Source organism: Gordonia sp. NPDC003376, assembly GCF_053589235.1.
Map to the genome: position 1 here is coordinate 143,654 of NZ_JBSFRM010000004.1, position 14,499 is coordinate 158,152.

The window sequence follows — 14,499 nt, forward strand, 5'->3', positions numbered from 1 at the left end:
GAGCGGAGCGAGGACCCGTGTCGAAATCTTCGCAGCTTCCGTCGGGTGGTGACCGCTTCGGAGGTGGTCGCGTTGGCGACGTCGGCCGTCTGAGGTGTCGACTCGACTTGTCGCTACGCTCCTCGTCGGCTCAACCATCGTAGGTGGCTTGGCGGTTCGCTCCTCGTCGGCTCAACCATCGACGGATTGTTGGTGATTGAGCCGGGACCGAGCGGAGCGAGGACCCGTGTCGAAATCTTCGCAGCTTCCGTCGGGTGGTGACCGCTTCGGAGGTGGTCGCGTTGGCGACGTCGGCCGTCTGAGGTTTCGACTCGACTTGTCGCTGCGCTCCTCGTCGGCTCAACCATCGTAGGTGGCTTGGCGGTTCGCTCCTCGTCGGCTCAACCATCAGTGATGCGTTGGTGATTGAGCCGGGACCGAGCGGAGCGAGGACCCGTGTCGAAATCTCCGCAGCGTGCGTTGGGTGGTGAGTACCGGCGACTCGACTTGTCGCTACGCTCCTCGTCAGGTCACGCATCATGGTTGTCGTGCAGAGGGTTTCGGGAAATCGCACGCAGGTTGCGATGGTGCCGGCAACCCGAACCCGAACACGGTGCCGCCACCGGCGCGGGGCCGGTTCCAGATGGTCCCGTGCTGGCGGGTGATGATCCGATAGCTCAACGCCAAACCGATTCCGCTGCCGTGTGCCTTCTCGGTGAACGATTCGTGGAACGGATCGCGCTTCAGGCCCCGACCCTGGTCGTCGACGGTGAAGATACCCTCTCCGGTGATGTTCGACGTCGTGATCATCACGGGCGTCTCGGTGTTGCCGCACTCGACCATCTCGTCGACGGCGTTGAAGCACAGGTTGAGCATCACCTGACCCACCAGGACGCGCTCACACCGCACCCACACGGGGTCTGCCGAGAGGTGCACCTCGATCGGCACACCCGTGGGTCCCGACCGCAACTGCATGAACGGCAGGCACTCTCGCACCACGTCGTTGAGGTCGACGACCTGCTCGACGTGTTCGAGGTGCCCGACATAGGATCGCACCGTGTTCACGATGGTGGCGGCGCGCGCGATCTGTCTGCTCGCCAACTCGAGGCCGCTGTCGATGTCGCCACACGTGTCGACGTCGAGGTGCTCGGTGCCGGCCAGAGAGCGGGAGAATCCGCGGACACCGGTGATGAAGTTGTCGGCGGCGGCGAGTGGTTGGCCGAGCTCGTGGGCGATGGCCATCGCCATGTCGCCCATGGCGTTGTAGCGCGCCAGATAGTTCTCCTGGTGCAGCGCGAGCTCGCGCACCTCCTCCTCACGGATCCGGTCGGTGATGTCGTGCAGGATGATCAGATACCGTTGCACGGCGAGCTCGGGCAGCCGCTCGACGCTGCCCTCCAACCAGATCGGGGTGCCGTCACGGTCGATGAGCAGCTGAAGCGGATGCAGGGGACTGGTCGCCGCGGCCACCTCCGACCAGGTCGACGGTTGACCGTTGACTCGGATCTGGGTGCACGACATGAGGGTTCGTCCGATGGGGGAGACCGCGGTGCGGTCGGGGAACAGATAGCCCAGCGCGGTGTCGGTGGCCGCCTGGATCGACCCGTCCTGATCGACGGTCAGCGCGATGGTCGACGTGTGCTGGGTGAGCATCCCGACATGGGTCTCGGTGAGCCGCTCGGCACGCTCGGTGGACAGCTCGCGCTCGATGTCGCGGTACTGGACCATCACCGCCGTTCCACGGGACAGTTCGACCCGGGTGGCGAAGGCATCGCACCGGAAAACTCTGCCGGACTTGGACCGGAGATGCCATTCCACCCGGGCCGCACCGTTGTCGAGGGCCTCGTTGAGCAGGGCACGGGCCACCACCCTGTCGTACTCGCGGGCGGGTTTGCTGATGTGGTTGGCCCGCAGTTGCAGCAGCTCGGCGAGCTCCACCTCCAGCATCCGGCATGCCGCCGGGTTCGCCCACACGATCTCCAACGACTCCGCATCGTGTAGCAGGATGCAGGTGTCGTTGGCTTCGAGCAGTGTGAGGTGGTCGTCTGCGGTCAGCGCAGCACAGGGCGCCACGTCGGTCATGAAGCCAGCGTAGGGCCGTCCCGGCCGCACCGCAGCCCGCAAAACGACTAGGCGTGGTTAGGAAATCACCTACGTGGAAGGCCGACATTGCTGATCGACGCCGGACCGTCCGATTCGTAGCCTCGCAGTGGTACAGCCACGACGAGCAGGAGATCCAGCCCATGACCGCGACACTCGAACCATCCATCGTCACCTGGGATTCGGTGCTCGCCGAACTCGCGGAGCGCCGCTCGGAGTTCCACGCGCAGCACTACGTCCCGCGTGACTTCGTGGAGAAGTTCATCCCGCTCGGGGTGTTCCGGGCTGCCGCGCCGATCCGCTTCGGTGGCGAACCGATCCCGCCGGCGCAGTTCCTGCAGCTGATCGAGCGGGTCGCCCGGGTCGACGGGTCGACCGGTTGGATCATCGCGTTCGCGTCGTCGTTGACCTACCTGGGTGCACTGCCGCTCGACACCCAGGCCGAGATCTACCGTGACGGACCCGACATCGTCTGGGCGGGTGGGCTTTTCCCGATGCAGCCAGCGCCGCTGCGCGACGGCCGGTACGTGATCAACGGCCGGTGGAAGTATGCCAGCGGATGCATGGGCGCCGACTACGTGGGCGTCGGCCTGCGTGACGAGAACTCCGGTGGCAAGCCGCGGGCGGCCGTCCTGCGACCCGATCAGGTCACCTTTGTCGACGACTGGGACGTCACCGGGATGGCGGCGTCGGGCTCGTTCGACGTGATCGTCGAGGACGTGGAGGTTCCGCAGGAATGGACCTATGTGCGCGGCGGAGAGACGTTCATCGACGACCCGCTCTACCGGTACCCGCTGATCGCCTATCAGGCGCAGGCGCACGCCGCGGTGGGTCTCGGCGTGGCCCAGGCCGCACTCGACCAGGTGCGTGCCGCCGGGTCGCGGACCGGTGTCACCGGGGCGCCGCCGCTCGCCGCGCGTGCGTACTACCGCACCGAGTTCGCGAAAGCATATGTGGCACTGAACTCCGCGCGGTCGTTCTACCTCGACGTCGCCGACGAGGTGTGGCAGACCGTCGTCGCCGGCGATCCTGCGAGCGATGAGCAGATCGCCCGAATGCGGGTGTCGGCGGCCAACATCGCCGACACCGCCGCCGATGTGGTCGGGCGGCTGTGCTCGGTGTCGGGGGCGGCGATCATCAACAACGCCCATCCCATGCAGCTTCTCCGCCAGGATGCGATCGTCCCGCAGTTGCACGCCACCCTCGGGCAGGCCATGTACGACGGTGCGGGATCCGTACTGCTGGGTCAGGAACCGGTGATTCCCGGCTTCCTGTGAAGGTTCTCGCCCTGCGCGACCCGGGAGGTGCCCGTACCGTGTGGTGCGGGCACCTCCCTGTGTGCTGATCGTCGCCCACGCTCTGATCGTCGCCCGGATCGCTGCTAGGAATCCTTGTACGTGGGGTACAGGAAAGTTATGTTTCCGCCGACTCGCACAGTGAACTGCGATGGGTTGCGTAACGATGGACGGGACATGAAGTCGACGGCAACGACGCCGCGGCATCACTCTTGAAGATCAGAGGAAAAAGTCAGTGTCAGAACACAGCCCGGTGTCCACAGGGGTTTCCACCAGTGCGGCACCAAAATCCAGCTTCAAGCGCCTGGCGTTCGCCAGCGGCGTCGGAACGTCCCTCGAATTCTATGATTTCGCGATCTACGGCACCGCCACGGCGCTGGTGTTCAGCGACACGTTCTTCAAGACCAACGACGCCTGGTTCAGCACCTTCATGGGATTGGCGACCTTCGGCATCGGGTTCCTGATGGCACCGATCGGCGCCATCCTGTTCGGTTGGGTCGGTGACACCTTCGGCCGCAAGAAGGCGCTGACCCTGACCTTCATCGGTATGGGTGCTGCCACCGTCCTGATCGGCCTGCTGCCGACCTACGCGCAGATCGGTGTGGCGGCTCCGTTGCTGCTGGTCCTGTGTCGCATGATCCATGGACTCTGTCGTGGTGGTGAGACCGGCGGTTCGGCGGTGCTCGCGATCGAGCATGCGCCCGACGAGAAGCGTGCACAGTACGGCGTCTTCACCGCACTGGGCAGCCCGGTCGGCACCATCCTCGCCAACGTCGCGTTCGCCCTGGTGCTGTTGATGCCGGCGACCATGGTCGACGACTGGGCGTGGCGTCTGCCGTTCCTCGTCGGCGGTCTGGTCCTGGTGCTGGGCATCTGGATTCGTAAGGGTGTCGCCGAGAGCCCGGTGTTCAAGGCGATGGTGGCCGAGCACGGCGAGGAAGAGATCCGCAAGCGGGTTCCGGCGCTCACCGTCATCCGTTCCAACTGGCGTCGGCTGGCGCTGGCCGCCGGTGTCAACATCGGTCTCAACTCGACCACCTTCGCCCTGTCGATCTTCATGTTGTCCTACGCCACCGCCAAAGCACCTGACGGACTGGGTCTTCCGCGAACCGCAATCGTGTATGGCAGCATCGCCGCCCTGGTGATGCATGGTGTTGCCAATGTCATCGGTGCGTTGCTGTCGGACCGCATCGGACGTCGTCCGGTGATGATCGCCGGCGCCGCGTCGTCGATCGTGGCCGCGCTGATCATCTTCCGGCTGGCCCAGACCGGCACCGTCGCCGCCGTGGTCACCGCCCTGGTCATCGGCTTCTTCTGCACCGGTTTCCTGTTCGGTCCGATGTACACCTACTTCACCGAACTGTTCCCGCGTGAGCAGCGTCAGACCGGTATGGGCATCGCCTTCCACGTGGGCGCCGTGCTCGGTGGCGGTATCTCGCCGCTGATCGCCAACCGGATCATCGCCGGCACCGGTGACGCCACCAACATCGGCTACTACCTCGCCGTCATGCTGACCATCTCGCTGCTGTGCCTGCTGGTCCTGCCCGAGACCGCGCCGGCGCGACTGGCCGCCAAGGCCCGTCGGACCCAGGCCGCCGAGATGGAGTCGGTGACCGCATAGCTGCTGCCTCCCAACACATCCGAGGGCGGATTCCACGGACGCGCACGTGCGTTCGCGGGGTCCGCCCTCGGCCATGGGGTGTGGTGGTCAGGCGCGGACCCGCCGCTGCACGAATGTCGCGACAGCGGCGGCGATCTCGGCGGGGGAATCCTCCTGGACGTAGTGCCCGCCGGCGCCGATCGCCTGGATCTCGACATTCGCGACGTTGGCCCCAACCCAGTCGACGATCTCCGGGGTCAGGAGAAACCTGGGCTCAAAAGTAAAGAGCGTCTTCGGGATCGGGCTGGTCTGCAGCCAGGGCTCGTTCGCGGCGAGGAAGTCGACCGTCGACTGCGGTTGCGCGTCCACCGGCAGCGCACGCGGGAACACCAGGATCGGTCGTCGGCTCTCCGGGGTGGGGAACGGCGCCTCGTAGACCGACCGGTCGGCGGCCGACAGGCCCTCGAGCACAGCGTTCGGCAGCAGGCCCGTGACGAACCGGTTCTGCTCCAGGACGATGTCCTCGCCGACACCGGGTTCGACGACCTGGGCCCGGAGGGCGACGAAGTCGGCAGGCAGATCTGCGGATCGAATGGGTCGCAGTACCGGCTCGGCGATGACCAGACCGGCGACCCGATCCGGATGCCGGCGCGCCCAGGTGATCCCGAAAGCAGCACCGTAGTCCTGTACGACCAGCGTCACATTTCGGAGGTCCAGGGCATCGAACCAGGCGTCGACGAATCGCTGATGATCGTCCAGCGAGTAGTCGATGTCGGGCTTGCCGGAGTCGCCGAAACCGATGAGGTCGAGGGCCAGCAGTCGTCCGCTGCCGTGGAGCCGCGAGAACACGCCGCGCCACAGATATGAGCTGGTGGGGTTGCCGTGCAGGAACACGATGGGGTCGCCGGACCCGTGCTCGACGTAGTGCAGGGTGGAGCCCAGGACGTCGACGGTGTTGCTGGTGGCGTCCGGGCCGAACTCGGGGCGCGCCGCGGTGGTCGTGACCGGTGCAGATGATGTTGTGGGACGGGACATGTGCTGATTCCTCTCGGATGGGTGTGGTGAAACCGCGAAGGTGGATCGGTCAGACGTGGGTCACCGTGGGCCAGCCGGCCCGTCGGCCGATGCCACGGGCCCTCAGGTGCGGGGTGACCGAGGCGACGTAGTCGGCGACACCGCCGGGGCTGTGGGCGAACTTCACGATGAAGCCGTCGCACGCCTCGTCGTCGAGCCAGTCGTTCATCACGGCCGCGACATCGGGGCCGGTGCCGGTGACCGACAGGTGGCCGCGGCTGCCGGCGATGGCCGCGACCAGCTGCCGCCACGTCGCCGACGTCCCGATCTGTTCGACGATTTCCCCGAGAACTCCGGCACGACTGAGGATTCCGTTGTGCCCGGGATCGAGTCGGAGTTCACCCACCGGATCGTCGAAGGCGCCCTGCGGCACCGTGATCCCGTACATACGGAGCATGTGGCGGGCGGCGTCCTCGGTGACCAATCCGTCCAGGGTGTCGCGGAGCGCCGACGCCTGCTCGGCGGTGGCGCCGAGAGTGGTGAGAATACCGGGGAGAAAGCGGATCTCGTCGGGATCACGTCCGGCGTCGGCCGCTCGTCGCCGCAGGTCGGTGCGGAAGGCCCGGGCGGCCTCCTTGGTGGGTGTGGCACCGAAGACGACATCGGCGTGCCGGGCGGCGAACGCCCGGCCGGGCTCCGATGCGCCCGCCTGCACCAGGAGCGGTCGGTCGTCACCCCAGCGTCCGCGCAGTCCGGCGACGATCCCGTCGGCCGCCTCATATCGCTCGGCATGTCCGGGAACGGTGATGTCGCCGAACGCCTTTGCCGTCGCAGGCGACCCGGTGGTCACGATGTTCCAGCCGATCCGTCCCTGCGAGAGCGCGTGCAGCGACCGGAAGGTGCGGTAGAGCTGATCGGGGGTCGCGAACACCGTCGACGACGTCACGACGACGTTGAGATCGGGGACTTCCTGGAGGATCGCGGCGGCCAGCGTCGTGGGTTCGAACGGCCATCTGATCACCGACGCCACCAGCGGGTCGAAGCCGATGAAGTCGGCGAAGAAGATCCCGTCGAATCCGCCGGTCTGGACCGTGCGGGCGAATTCCAGATAGTAGGTCGGGTCATCGATTCGCCCGATGGGTGAGGTGGGCAACCGCCAGGCACCCTCGTGGTCTCCGGAATGATGGATATCGGCCAGCAACAGGGGAATCGGGGTCATCGTGCGTCCTCCCGGGATCGGGTCCGGATCTCGACGACGGGCACCACTCCCTGCGGGCCGGCAGGCACGTCGAGCGGGGAGTCGATGCCGAAATGTCGTCCTGACACGATGACCGGCGTGATCTGGGCGAGGTCGGCGTGGCGGCCGGAAGCGCGATCGTTGACCAGCGCTGCGGGCCCCCACGAGGTCAGCAACGCCGACACGACGTCCACCGCCTCCGCGACCCGTCCTGGATCGGAATCCACCGCGCCCCACAGCAGCCGGCCCGCCGAGAGCTTGTCGATCTCGGCGAGCCGGCGGGCGACGGGGTACGGGTGCCACTGCGCCACCGGGACGGCCACGGCGATCCGGATGAAGTCGGTGGCGGCCGCGATGGCGGCGGCCACGACGAACGGGTCGAGGTCATCGGCGTCGACGGTGTCGACGACGACGGTGCCGGTCTGATGATGGTCGACGTCACGAGCCACGTCGATCGCTGCCGCCAGATCACCGGAACCGGTGAGCCGCAGGATCACCGGATCACCGGAGAGGGGATCACCGGACAGGGGATCACCGGACAGGGGAACGGTGGCGCTCACGGCCGGTACTCCCCGACATACCGCCCGCCGTCGGCGACGAACTCCGATCCGGTGGAGAACCGCGACGCCTCCGACAGCAGGAACACCACCAGGGCGGTGATGTCCTCGGGCTGCCCGGCTTCCCGGATGATCTGGTTGGGCAGCACATCGGAATCCAGTCCGTCGATGAACGACGTCGCGATCCGACCCGGGTGGATCGAGTTGACCCGGATGTGCCAACGACCCAGATCCAGTGCGGCCGAACGGGTCAGCCCACGCACCGCCCACTTGGCCGTCACGTAGGCGACCCGATCCTGGATGCCGATGAGCCCGGCGACCGACGAGATGTTGACGATGCTGCCGCCCCCGGCATCCCGGAGTGCCGGGGCGAGTGCACGAATGCCCAGGAGGCTGCCCGCCACGTTGACCTCCTGCACGCGCCGATACTCGTCGAGGTCGGTGTCGACGACCGAACCCGACCCGAAGATGCCGGCGTTGTTGACCAGGCCGCCGACGGGCCCGTGGGCGCGGGCCACGTCGGCCACCTGGTGCCACTGGTCGGCCGAGGTCACGTCGAGCTGTAGTGCGGTGGCGGCCGGGCCGATCGACTCGGCCACGGACTTCACCCCGTCGACGTCCACATCGCCGAGCACCACCCGGCCGCCGGCGTCGGCGATGGCCGCGGCGTGCACGGCCCCCATCCCACCGGCGGCGCCGGACACGACGAAGACACGCCCGGCGAGGGTGTCGGCGGTAAATCCCACGTCAGACCACCCCGAGGGCGAACGCACCGATGTAGGCGCGGATGGCATCGGCACTCGGGGGATGGAACGTGCCGGCCCGTACGTCCCGGTAGAGCCGCTCGAGCTCACCACGACGATGCAGGGAGCCTGCGCCGGCGATGTCGAGGGACAGATCGGTGACGGTCCGTGCGACCCGGGTGCCGTTCTCCTTGGCGGCGAACAGTCGTAGCAGCGCCCGGTCGCCGAGGTCGGTTCCGGCGGTGAGCGCGGCGGTCAGGGCATCGAGTTGCCCGGTCACCCCTTCCAGGGCCAGCTCCGCCTCGGCCACGTGGTACTGGGTGAACGGCTTGTGTGCCACCGGCTCTCCGGCCAGGCTCAGCGCGGTGCGTGAGCGTGCGGTGGCGATGGCCACGTCGAGGGCCCGGCGGGCGACGCCGAGGTAGATGTTGCCCAGTGCCGGCAGCACCCATGGGAAGATCCCCGCGATGTAGCCGGTGGGCGGCTGACCGAGGTCCACCACCTCCACCACCCGGTCGTGGGGCAGGAAGGCGTTGTCCAGGACGGTGTCGTGGCTGGCGGTGGCCCGCACCCCGAGGGTGTCCCAGGTTTCCACCGTCGACACCCCGTCCTGGTCGCGGGAGATGAAGCCGTGCACGATCGTCGGGTTCTCCGGGTCGGTGTTGTCGCGGGCGTGCACACCGAGCCACTCCCACGCCGGCGACAACGACGTGAAGATCTTGTGCCCGGACAGCCGATATCCGCCGTCGACACGGGTGGCGATGGTGGTGGAGTCGTCGATCGCCAGGTCGTTGCCCGGTTCCCCGTGACCGGCCGCGATGACCTTGCCGTCCACCACGTCGCGGGTGAGCCACTGCAGGGTGGTGTCACCGGCGCGCAGGGCGTCGCCGAGCGGACCCGTCCAGTACAGATGCATGTTGACACCCAGCGCAGTGGCCGGTGCGAATCCCGCGAGGCGCCGCTGCTCGGCGTTGATCTGGTGCAGGGTCAGCCCCAGGCCGCCGTGCTCGCGGGGGATCGCGGCCCGCAGGTAGCCGAGTTCGCGCAGGTCGTCGAGGTCGTCGGCGAAGAACGTGTTCTCACGGTCGTGGGTGACGGCACGCTCCCGGAACCGTTCCAGGGTGTCCTCGGGGATCAGCCAACCGGTGTCGGCGTCGGGTGCTTCGATGGTTTCGGTCATCGGGAATCCTTTCCTGGTGCATCGTGGGCGGGTCGCCCACGATGTGCGTGGTGAGAACCGAGCAGTTACGGGCCCTACTGGTGATCGCCGAGATGTCGTCGCTGCGCGCGGCCGCCGAGCGGCTCGGCGTGAGTCAGTCGTCGCTGAGTACATCGGTGCAGCGGCTCGAGGCCGAGTTGGGTGTGACCCTGCTGGGCCGCTCGCGCACCGGGACCACGCTCACCGAGGCCGGGCGCGTGGCGCTCGAATCCGTTCGCGAGGTGTGTCGCGCCGAGGACGATCTGCGACGGGTGCTGCGCGAGTACACCGATGGCGTGCCCGCGCTGGTGCGCGTCGCTGCGGTGACGTCGGCGGTCAACACCGTGCTGCCCGACGCGTTGCACGACGTCCTCGACGACGCCGGGCTCGAGGTGCAGGTGCGGATCGGTGGTTCCGACGACGTGATCACGCAGGTCCTCGACGATGGCGCCGACCTGGGTGTGATCGCGTGTGAACCCGATGTGCGCCCACCGCTGTCGGGGATCGTCAGCGAGACGTTGCTGTCGGCGCCGGTCGGCATCGCCATGCCGGTGGGTCATCGTCTCGCCGGCACCGGGTCGGTGGCACTCGCAGACCTGCGCGGCGAGCGGATGATCGACTTCCGGCCGGGCTACCTCATGCACCAGGTGGGGCGCCGGCTGGCGGCGAAGACCACTGCGCGGGTGGTCTCCCACGTCGAGTCGACGCCCGAGGCCGTCCGGATGGTGTCGGCGGGAGTGGGCATGTGCTTCGTCCCCCGCTTCAGCATCACCGCCGGGGAGCAGGTGGAATGGCGTGCGCTCACCGATTCCGGGGAGCGCATCGATCTGGTGCTGGTCCGGCCGGCGCGGCTGCGGCCGTCGACCGGGCCGGCTCGACTGGCCGATCGAATCCGATGGCACAGCAGGCGGTTTCATGATGTCCATCTCGACACCGGTGGCTCGGCGAACACCGCCGTGCGCGACACGGTGTAGTCGTCGATGGTGGCGCGGACGCCCTCACGACCGCGACCGGAGTCCTTGATCCCACCGAACGGGGTGACGTCGGACCGGTAGGTCGGGACGTCACCGATGACGACCTGCCCGGTCCGCAGGGCCGACACCGCCCGTGACGCGGTCCGCAGATCGTGGGTGAACACACCGGAGCTGAGGCCGTACCGGGAGTCGTTGACCTGTGCGAACGCATCGTCGAGCTCGGTGTAGGTGAGTACGGAGACGACCGGACCGAAGACCTCCTCGGTGACCACCCGGGCGGTGGGAGGCGGGTCGAGCAGCACTGTCGGCGGCAGCAGGCGGCCCTCGCCGGGTCCGCCGGTGGCCAGGCGCGCGCCGCCGGCGACGGCCTCGGCCACCCAGGCGCGGATGCGATCGGCGGATGCATCGTCGATCACCGGCCCGACGTCGGCATGGTGATCCTGCTCCCGGGTCGCTGCGAGAAGCAGCGGCACAAAGGTTGTCGCCGTCGACTCGGGGACGTACACCCGCTGCACCGAGGTGCATGCCTGGCCGGCGTTGTAGAAGCCGAACAGGGCGATCCGCTCGGCGGCGTGGCGGAGATCGTCGGGGGAGGTGGCATCCGGCGCGATCACCGCGGCCGCGTTGCCACCGAGTTCGACGACGACCTGTTTGCGGGGGACGGCGTCGACGATGCGGCGTCCCACCGCATCCGAGCCGGTGAAACTGACGACCGGGACCGCGGGATGGGTGATGAGTTCCCAGGTTCGACGGTGGTCGGCGTCGGGTCGGACCACGGTGACGATCCCGTCCGGGATGCCGGCACGCGTGACCGCATGAGCGAGGGCAGTTGCGGTACGCGGCGTGCGCGGACTGCCGATCACGACGATCGACGCACCGGCCGCGATCGCCGGGGCCACCTTGTGCACGGTGAGGTGGAGCGGAAAGTTGAACGGCGACAACGCCAGAACCGGACCGCGTGGCTCGCGGAGGGTGATCGCGAGCCGACCGGAGCCGGACGGTTGACCGTCGAGCTGTTGGGTCTGCGGATGCAGGTGCAGTGCCTCGGCCGCGGCGAGCCGGATGATCTGAACAGCACGCTCGACCTCGATACGCGTCCACTTGTCGGGCTTGCCGGTGTCGGCGTGGATCGCTGCGGCGATCGGGTCGGCATCGGCGGTGACCGCATCGGCGAGGGCGATCAGCCAGTCCTGCCGCTGCCAGGCATCCGTGCGTGACAGGGTGGCGAGGCCACCGAGAGCACCGTCGACGATGCTCTCGGTGGTCACGTCACCGAGCGTGTCGGTGGTCAGGGTCATCGGGTGGTGGCCGGGTCGAAGATCTCCGGGTCGGGGAGCAGGCCCAGGGCGAGGGAGATCCGGTTGGTGCCGTTGATGATCGCGACGATCTGCACGGCCTCGTAGATGTCGACGTCGGACAGACCGAGTGCGCGCAGCCGGGTGATGGTGGCGTCGGGGATCTCGCCGGGCTCGTCGGTCAGCGTGAGCGCCAACTCGATCAGGGCGTGCTCGCGTCCGGACAGCTCGGGCACCTCACGGTGGTCGAGGGAGATGCGGTGGGCCAGCCACGGGTCGTGCAGGAACTCGCCGAGCTCGTGCACGTGCAGCGCGTGGCAGTACGAGCACCCGTTGCGCACCGACACGACGGTGGCGAGGATCTCGCGTTCCCGGCGGGTGATGGAGGTGATCACGTCGGACGAGCCCTGCAGCAGCGGGAACAGGTAGGCGTTGAGACGGTTGAAGTGTCCCTCGTCGATTGCGAAGGCGCGCAGCCAGTTCGGTACGAATCCGGCCTGTTTCTCGGTGGTGGCGAAGAACTGTCTGGTGGCCTCGGAGAGGTCGTCCTCGGCGGGAACGGCCAGGCGGGCGATCTGGGGTTCGGCGGCGGTGGTCATGGTGCTCCTCGGAAGGGTCGGGCCGGACGTCGTGGTCAGTTGAAGAACTGGTCGTCCGGGGTGACCTGCAAGAAGATGCTGAACCGGTTGGCTGCGGCGAAGGCCGAGACCACGTGGACGGCCTCGTAGATCTGCTTGTCGTCGAGTCCGAGATCGCGCAGCGACCCGATGTCGGAGTCGTCCACCTCGCCGGGATGCAGGGCGAGTTTGGCGGCGAACCGGGCCAGGGTGCGGTGGCGCTCGCCGAGTTCCCGGACCTCACGAAAGTCGATCGCCACCCGGGTGCCGAGCTTGCGGTCGCCGAGTGCGTCGCCCAGGCTGCCTGCATGATTGAGGCGGCAGTACGAGCACCCGTTCTCCGCGGAGGTGACGGTCGCGAGGATCTCGCGGTCGACATAGGGGAGCAACCCCGAGTTCGGATCGAGCAGCGCCAGCAGGTAGTCGTTGAAGCGGGCGGCATGGGCCCCACCGAGCGCAAAGGCGCGCGCCCAGTTGGGGATGTAGCCGAGCTGGCGCTCCAGCGAGCGGATCTGCTCCTGCAAGCGGTCGGGCAGCTCGTCGATCTCGGGCACCTCAAGGCGCGAGATGGCAGTGGTGGCAGGGGTTTCCAGGATGTCGGTCACGAATGTCCTCGTCTGTTGCGGGCCTCGGTGGGCAGGCATGGGCGGTACGCCACACGCTAGGGACCACGCGATCGGCGGCCCAGACTAAGAACCTGACGAGATCGAAGTCGTCGGTGCGAGGCAATCGATGGGTGGGAGTGGGTGATCGGAGAATGCGATCACCCACGCGGTGTCGACTCTGTCGAATGGCTGTTGGTGCAGGCTTGTACGGTCAGGAGGTTGTCCGCGTCACCAGGTCGGGCCTCGCGTCGGTGCACCTCAGTGCAGTCGCGGATCTGCGGCAGCGGTGCGACGCCCTGCTCGACGTGGCCGATGTCGCGTCGTCGATCGGAGCGCGTGCTCGGCCAAGGCGGAACTCGCCCCGTGAACTGACGTCCGCGTCACCGATCCAGGAACGAGAACGAACCCTGCAGAGGGTAGTTGCGCCTCTGCAGGGTTCGTTCCTCGTCTGTGAGCGTCCCCGCGAGATCGGGGCGGTGCCGCTAGATTCTGTACTCTGCAACCCAATCCACGAGCATCTGCCCGGTGGGGAAGGTGAGTCCGCCGAAGTTGTCGAGTTGCAGTGCCAGGTGCATCGACCGTGGCGGCAGGCGGTTGACGTCGGTGCTCCTGGCCCACTGCACACCGTCGCGGTACACCGCGATGTACTGCGGGGTCCATTCGACGGCCCAGGCATGCCAGTTGGTCGCGTCTCCCCAGGTGGTGTGGGATTCGACGTTGTTGGCCGCACCGTAGTGCAGGTTGTACTGCACGGTGCTGCGGGTGGCGTCGGCAATCTCCATGAAGTCCACCTCGCCGCCGACCGGCCAGTCCTCGGCGTCGGGCCACAGCAGGGCGACCGCATGCCAGGTGGGGGAGGCGACGGTGGCCCGCGAGCAGATCTCCCAACGGCCGTACTTGCGGCCGCCCCAGTTGGGGGTCACCCCGCCGGACGTTCCGTCGATGGTGGACGTGATCGTCAGTGCCCCATCAGAAACGGAGACCGCGGACGGGCTCCGGCGGCCGTTGCCGTCGTGGCCGGCACCGTTGTAGGCGGTCCAGTTCGACAACGACGAGAAGCCGTCGTAGTGCTCGGCGGTTCCCCATCCCTGGGTGGAGGCTGCAGTCGTGGTGCAGCCGGCACCCGACGATGAGCCGAAGTCGAGGGCCTCGGCGTCGGGGGTGTTGACGTAGGTGAGTGCGGCAGCAGCGATTCCGGCGGCGAGTAGCGGCCGGAGTGCGGTCGTGAGAGTGGCGAACACAACTGCGAATCTAGCAGAAACGGACCAACCGGAAAAGACGCCCG

13 protein-coding genes are annotated in these 14,499 nt (G+C 67.7%); 3 read left to right on the forward strand and 10 right to left on the reverse strand.

Annotation, left to right across the window (positions count from 1 at the left end; genetic code table 11):
• Positions 1 to 516 precede the first annotated feature (516 nt).
• Positions 517 to 2,061, reverse strand: coding sequence for an ATP-binding protein (locus tag ACWDUA_RS06390; protein ID WP_449750168.1), 1,545 nt, complete (start codon positions 2,059 to 2,061; stop codon positions 517 to 519).
• A 161-nt stretch (positions 2,062 to 2,222) separates the two neighbouring features.
• Between ACWDUA_RS06390 and ACWDUA_RS06395 the strand changes: the two genes are divergently transcribed.
• Positions 2,223 to 3,356 (forward strand): acyl-CoA dehydrogenase family protein, encoded by a 1,134-nt coding sequence (locus ACWDUA_RS06395; protein ID WP_449750169.1) that lies wholly within the window; start codon positions 2,223 to 2,225, stop codon positions 3,354 to 3,356.
• Positions 3,357 to 3,609: 253 nt separating this feature from the next.
• Entirely contained in the window at positions 3,610 to 4,995 is a 1,386-nt protein-coding gene (locus ACWDUA_RS06400; protein ID WP_449750170.1) for an MFS transporter, read from the forward strand.
• Between the two features lie 87 nt (positions 4,996 to 5,082).
• Here ACWDUA_RS06400 and ACWDUA_RS06405 read toward each other — a convergent pair whose 3' ends face one another.
• Genes ACWDUA_RS06405 through ACWDUA_RS06425 form a run of 5 tightly spaced genes read right to left on the reverse strand, consistent with a single transcriptional unit; the run spans position 5,083 to position 9,705 of the window.
• Positions 5,083 to 6,009 (reverse strand): haloalkane dehalogenase, encoded by a 927-nt coding sequence (locus tag ACWDUA_RS06405; RefSeq protein WP_449750171.1) that lies wholly within the window; start codon positions 6,007 to 6,009, stop codon positions 5,083 to 5,085.
• 49 nt (positions 6,010 to 6,058) lie between these two features.
• Positions 6,059 to 7,207 (reverse strand): LLM class flavin-dependent oxidoreductase, encoded by a 1,149-nt coding sequence (locus tag ACWDUA_RS06410; protein WP_449750172.1) that lies wholly within the window; start codon positions 7,205 to 7,207, stop codon positions 6,059 to 6,061.
• Positions 7,204 to 7,785: an LLM class flavin-dependent oxidoreductase gene (locus ACWDUA_RS06415; protein ID WP_449750173.1), complete on the reverse strand. Its 582-nt coding sequence runs from the start codon at positions 7,783 to 7,785 to the stop codon at positions 7,204 to 7,206. The genes ACWDUA_RS06410 and ACWDUA_RS06415 overlap by 4 nt, the downstream gene beginning before the upstream one ends.
• Positions 7,782 to 8,528 (reverse strand): SDR family oxidoreductase, encoded by a 747-nt coding sequence (locus ACWDUA_RS06420; RefSeq protein ID WP_449750174.1) that lies wholly within the window; start codon positions 8,526 to 8,528, stop codon positions 7,782 to 7,784. The genes ACWDUA_RS06415 and ACWDUA_RS06420 overlap by 4 nt, the downstream gene beginning before the upstream one ends.
• A gap of 1 nt (position 8,529) precedes the next feature.
• Positions 8,530 to 9,705, reverse strand: coding sequence for an acyl-CoA dehydrogenase family protein (locus ACWDUA_RS06425; RefSeq protein ID WP_449750175.1), 1,176 nt, complete (start codon positions 9,703 to 9,705; stop codon positions 8,530 to 8,532).
• Between the two features lie 50 nt (positions 9,706 to 9,755).
• On the opposite strand from ACWDUA_RS06425, the gene ACWDUA_RS06430 reads away from it, so the two are divergent.
• Positions 9,756 to 10,697 (forward strand): LysR family transcriptional regulator, encoded by a 942-nt coding sequence (locus ACWDUA_RS06430; RefSeq protein ID WP_449750176.1) that lies wholly within the window; start codon positions 9,756 to 9,758, stop codon positions 10,695 to 10,697.
• Here ACWDUA_RS06430 and ACWDUA_RS06435 read toward each other — a convergent pair.
• From ACWDUA_RS06435 to ACWDUA_RS06450, 4 genes are all read right to left on the reverse strand, one after another.
• A complete protein-coding gene (locus ACWDUA_RS06435; protein WP_449750177.1) occupies positions 10,637 to 11,965 on the reverse strand; it encodes an aldehyde dehydrogenase family protein in 1,329 nt (442 codons plus the stop codon). The genes ACWDUA_RS06430 and ACWDUA_RS06435 overlap by 61 nt on opposite strands.
• 26 nt (positions 11,966 to 11,991) lie before the next feature.
• On the reverse strand, positions 11,992 to 12,591 hold the full coding sequence (locus ACWDUA_RS06440; protein WP_449750178.1) for a peroxidase-related enzyme: 600 nt from the start codon (positions 12,589 to 12,591) through the stop codon (positions 11,992 to 11,994).
• A 35-nt stretch (positions 12,592 to 12,626) separates the two neighbouring features.
• Positions 12,627 to 13,214 (reverse strand): peroxidase-related enzyme, encoded by a 588-nt coding sequence (locus tag ACWDUA_RS06445; protein ID WP_449750179.1) that lies wholly within the window; start codon positions 13,212 to 13,214, stop codon positions 12,627 to 12,629.
• Positions 13,215 to 13,696: 482 nt separating this feature from the next.
• A complete protein-coding gene (locus ACWDUA_RS06450; RefSeq protein WP_449750180.1) occupies positions 13,697 to 14,455 on the reverse strand; it encodes a glycoside hydrolase family 16 protein in 759 nt (252 codons plus the stop codon).
• Positions 14,456 to 14,499 lie beyond the last annotated feature (44 nt).

Excerpts from the sequence above, each read along its gene's own strand:
- ACWDUA_RS06405 (WP_449750171.1), bottom strand. The coding sequence starts at position 6,009 with ATGTCCCGTCCCACAACATCATCTGCACCGGTCACGACCACCGCGGCG.
- ACWDUA_RS06390 (WP_449750168.1), bottom strand. The coding sequence starts at position 2,061 with ATGACCGACGTGGCGCCCTGTGCTGCGCTGACCGCAGACGACCACCTC.
- ACWDUA_RS06395 (WP_449750169.1), top strand. The coding sequence starts at position 2,223 with ATGACCGCGACACTCGAACCATCCATCGTCACCTGGGATTCGGTGCTC.
- ACWDUA_RS06440 (WP_449750178.1), bottom strand. The coding sequence starts at position 12,591 with ATGACCACCGCCGCCGAACCCCAGATCGCCCGCCTGGCCGTTCCCGCC.
- ACWDUA_RS06410 (WP_449750172.1), bottom strand. The coding sequence starts at position 7,207 with ATGACCCCGATTCCCCTGTTGCTGGCCGATATCCATCATTCCGGAGAC.
- ACWDUA_RS06425 (WP_449750175.1), bottom strand. The coding sequence starts at position 9,705 with ATGACCGAAACCATCGAAGCACCCGACGCCGACACCGGTTGGCTGATC.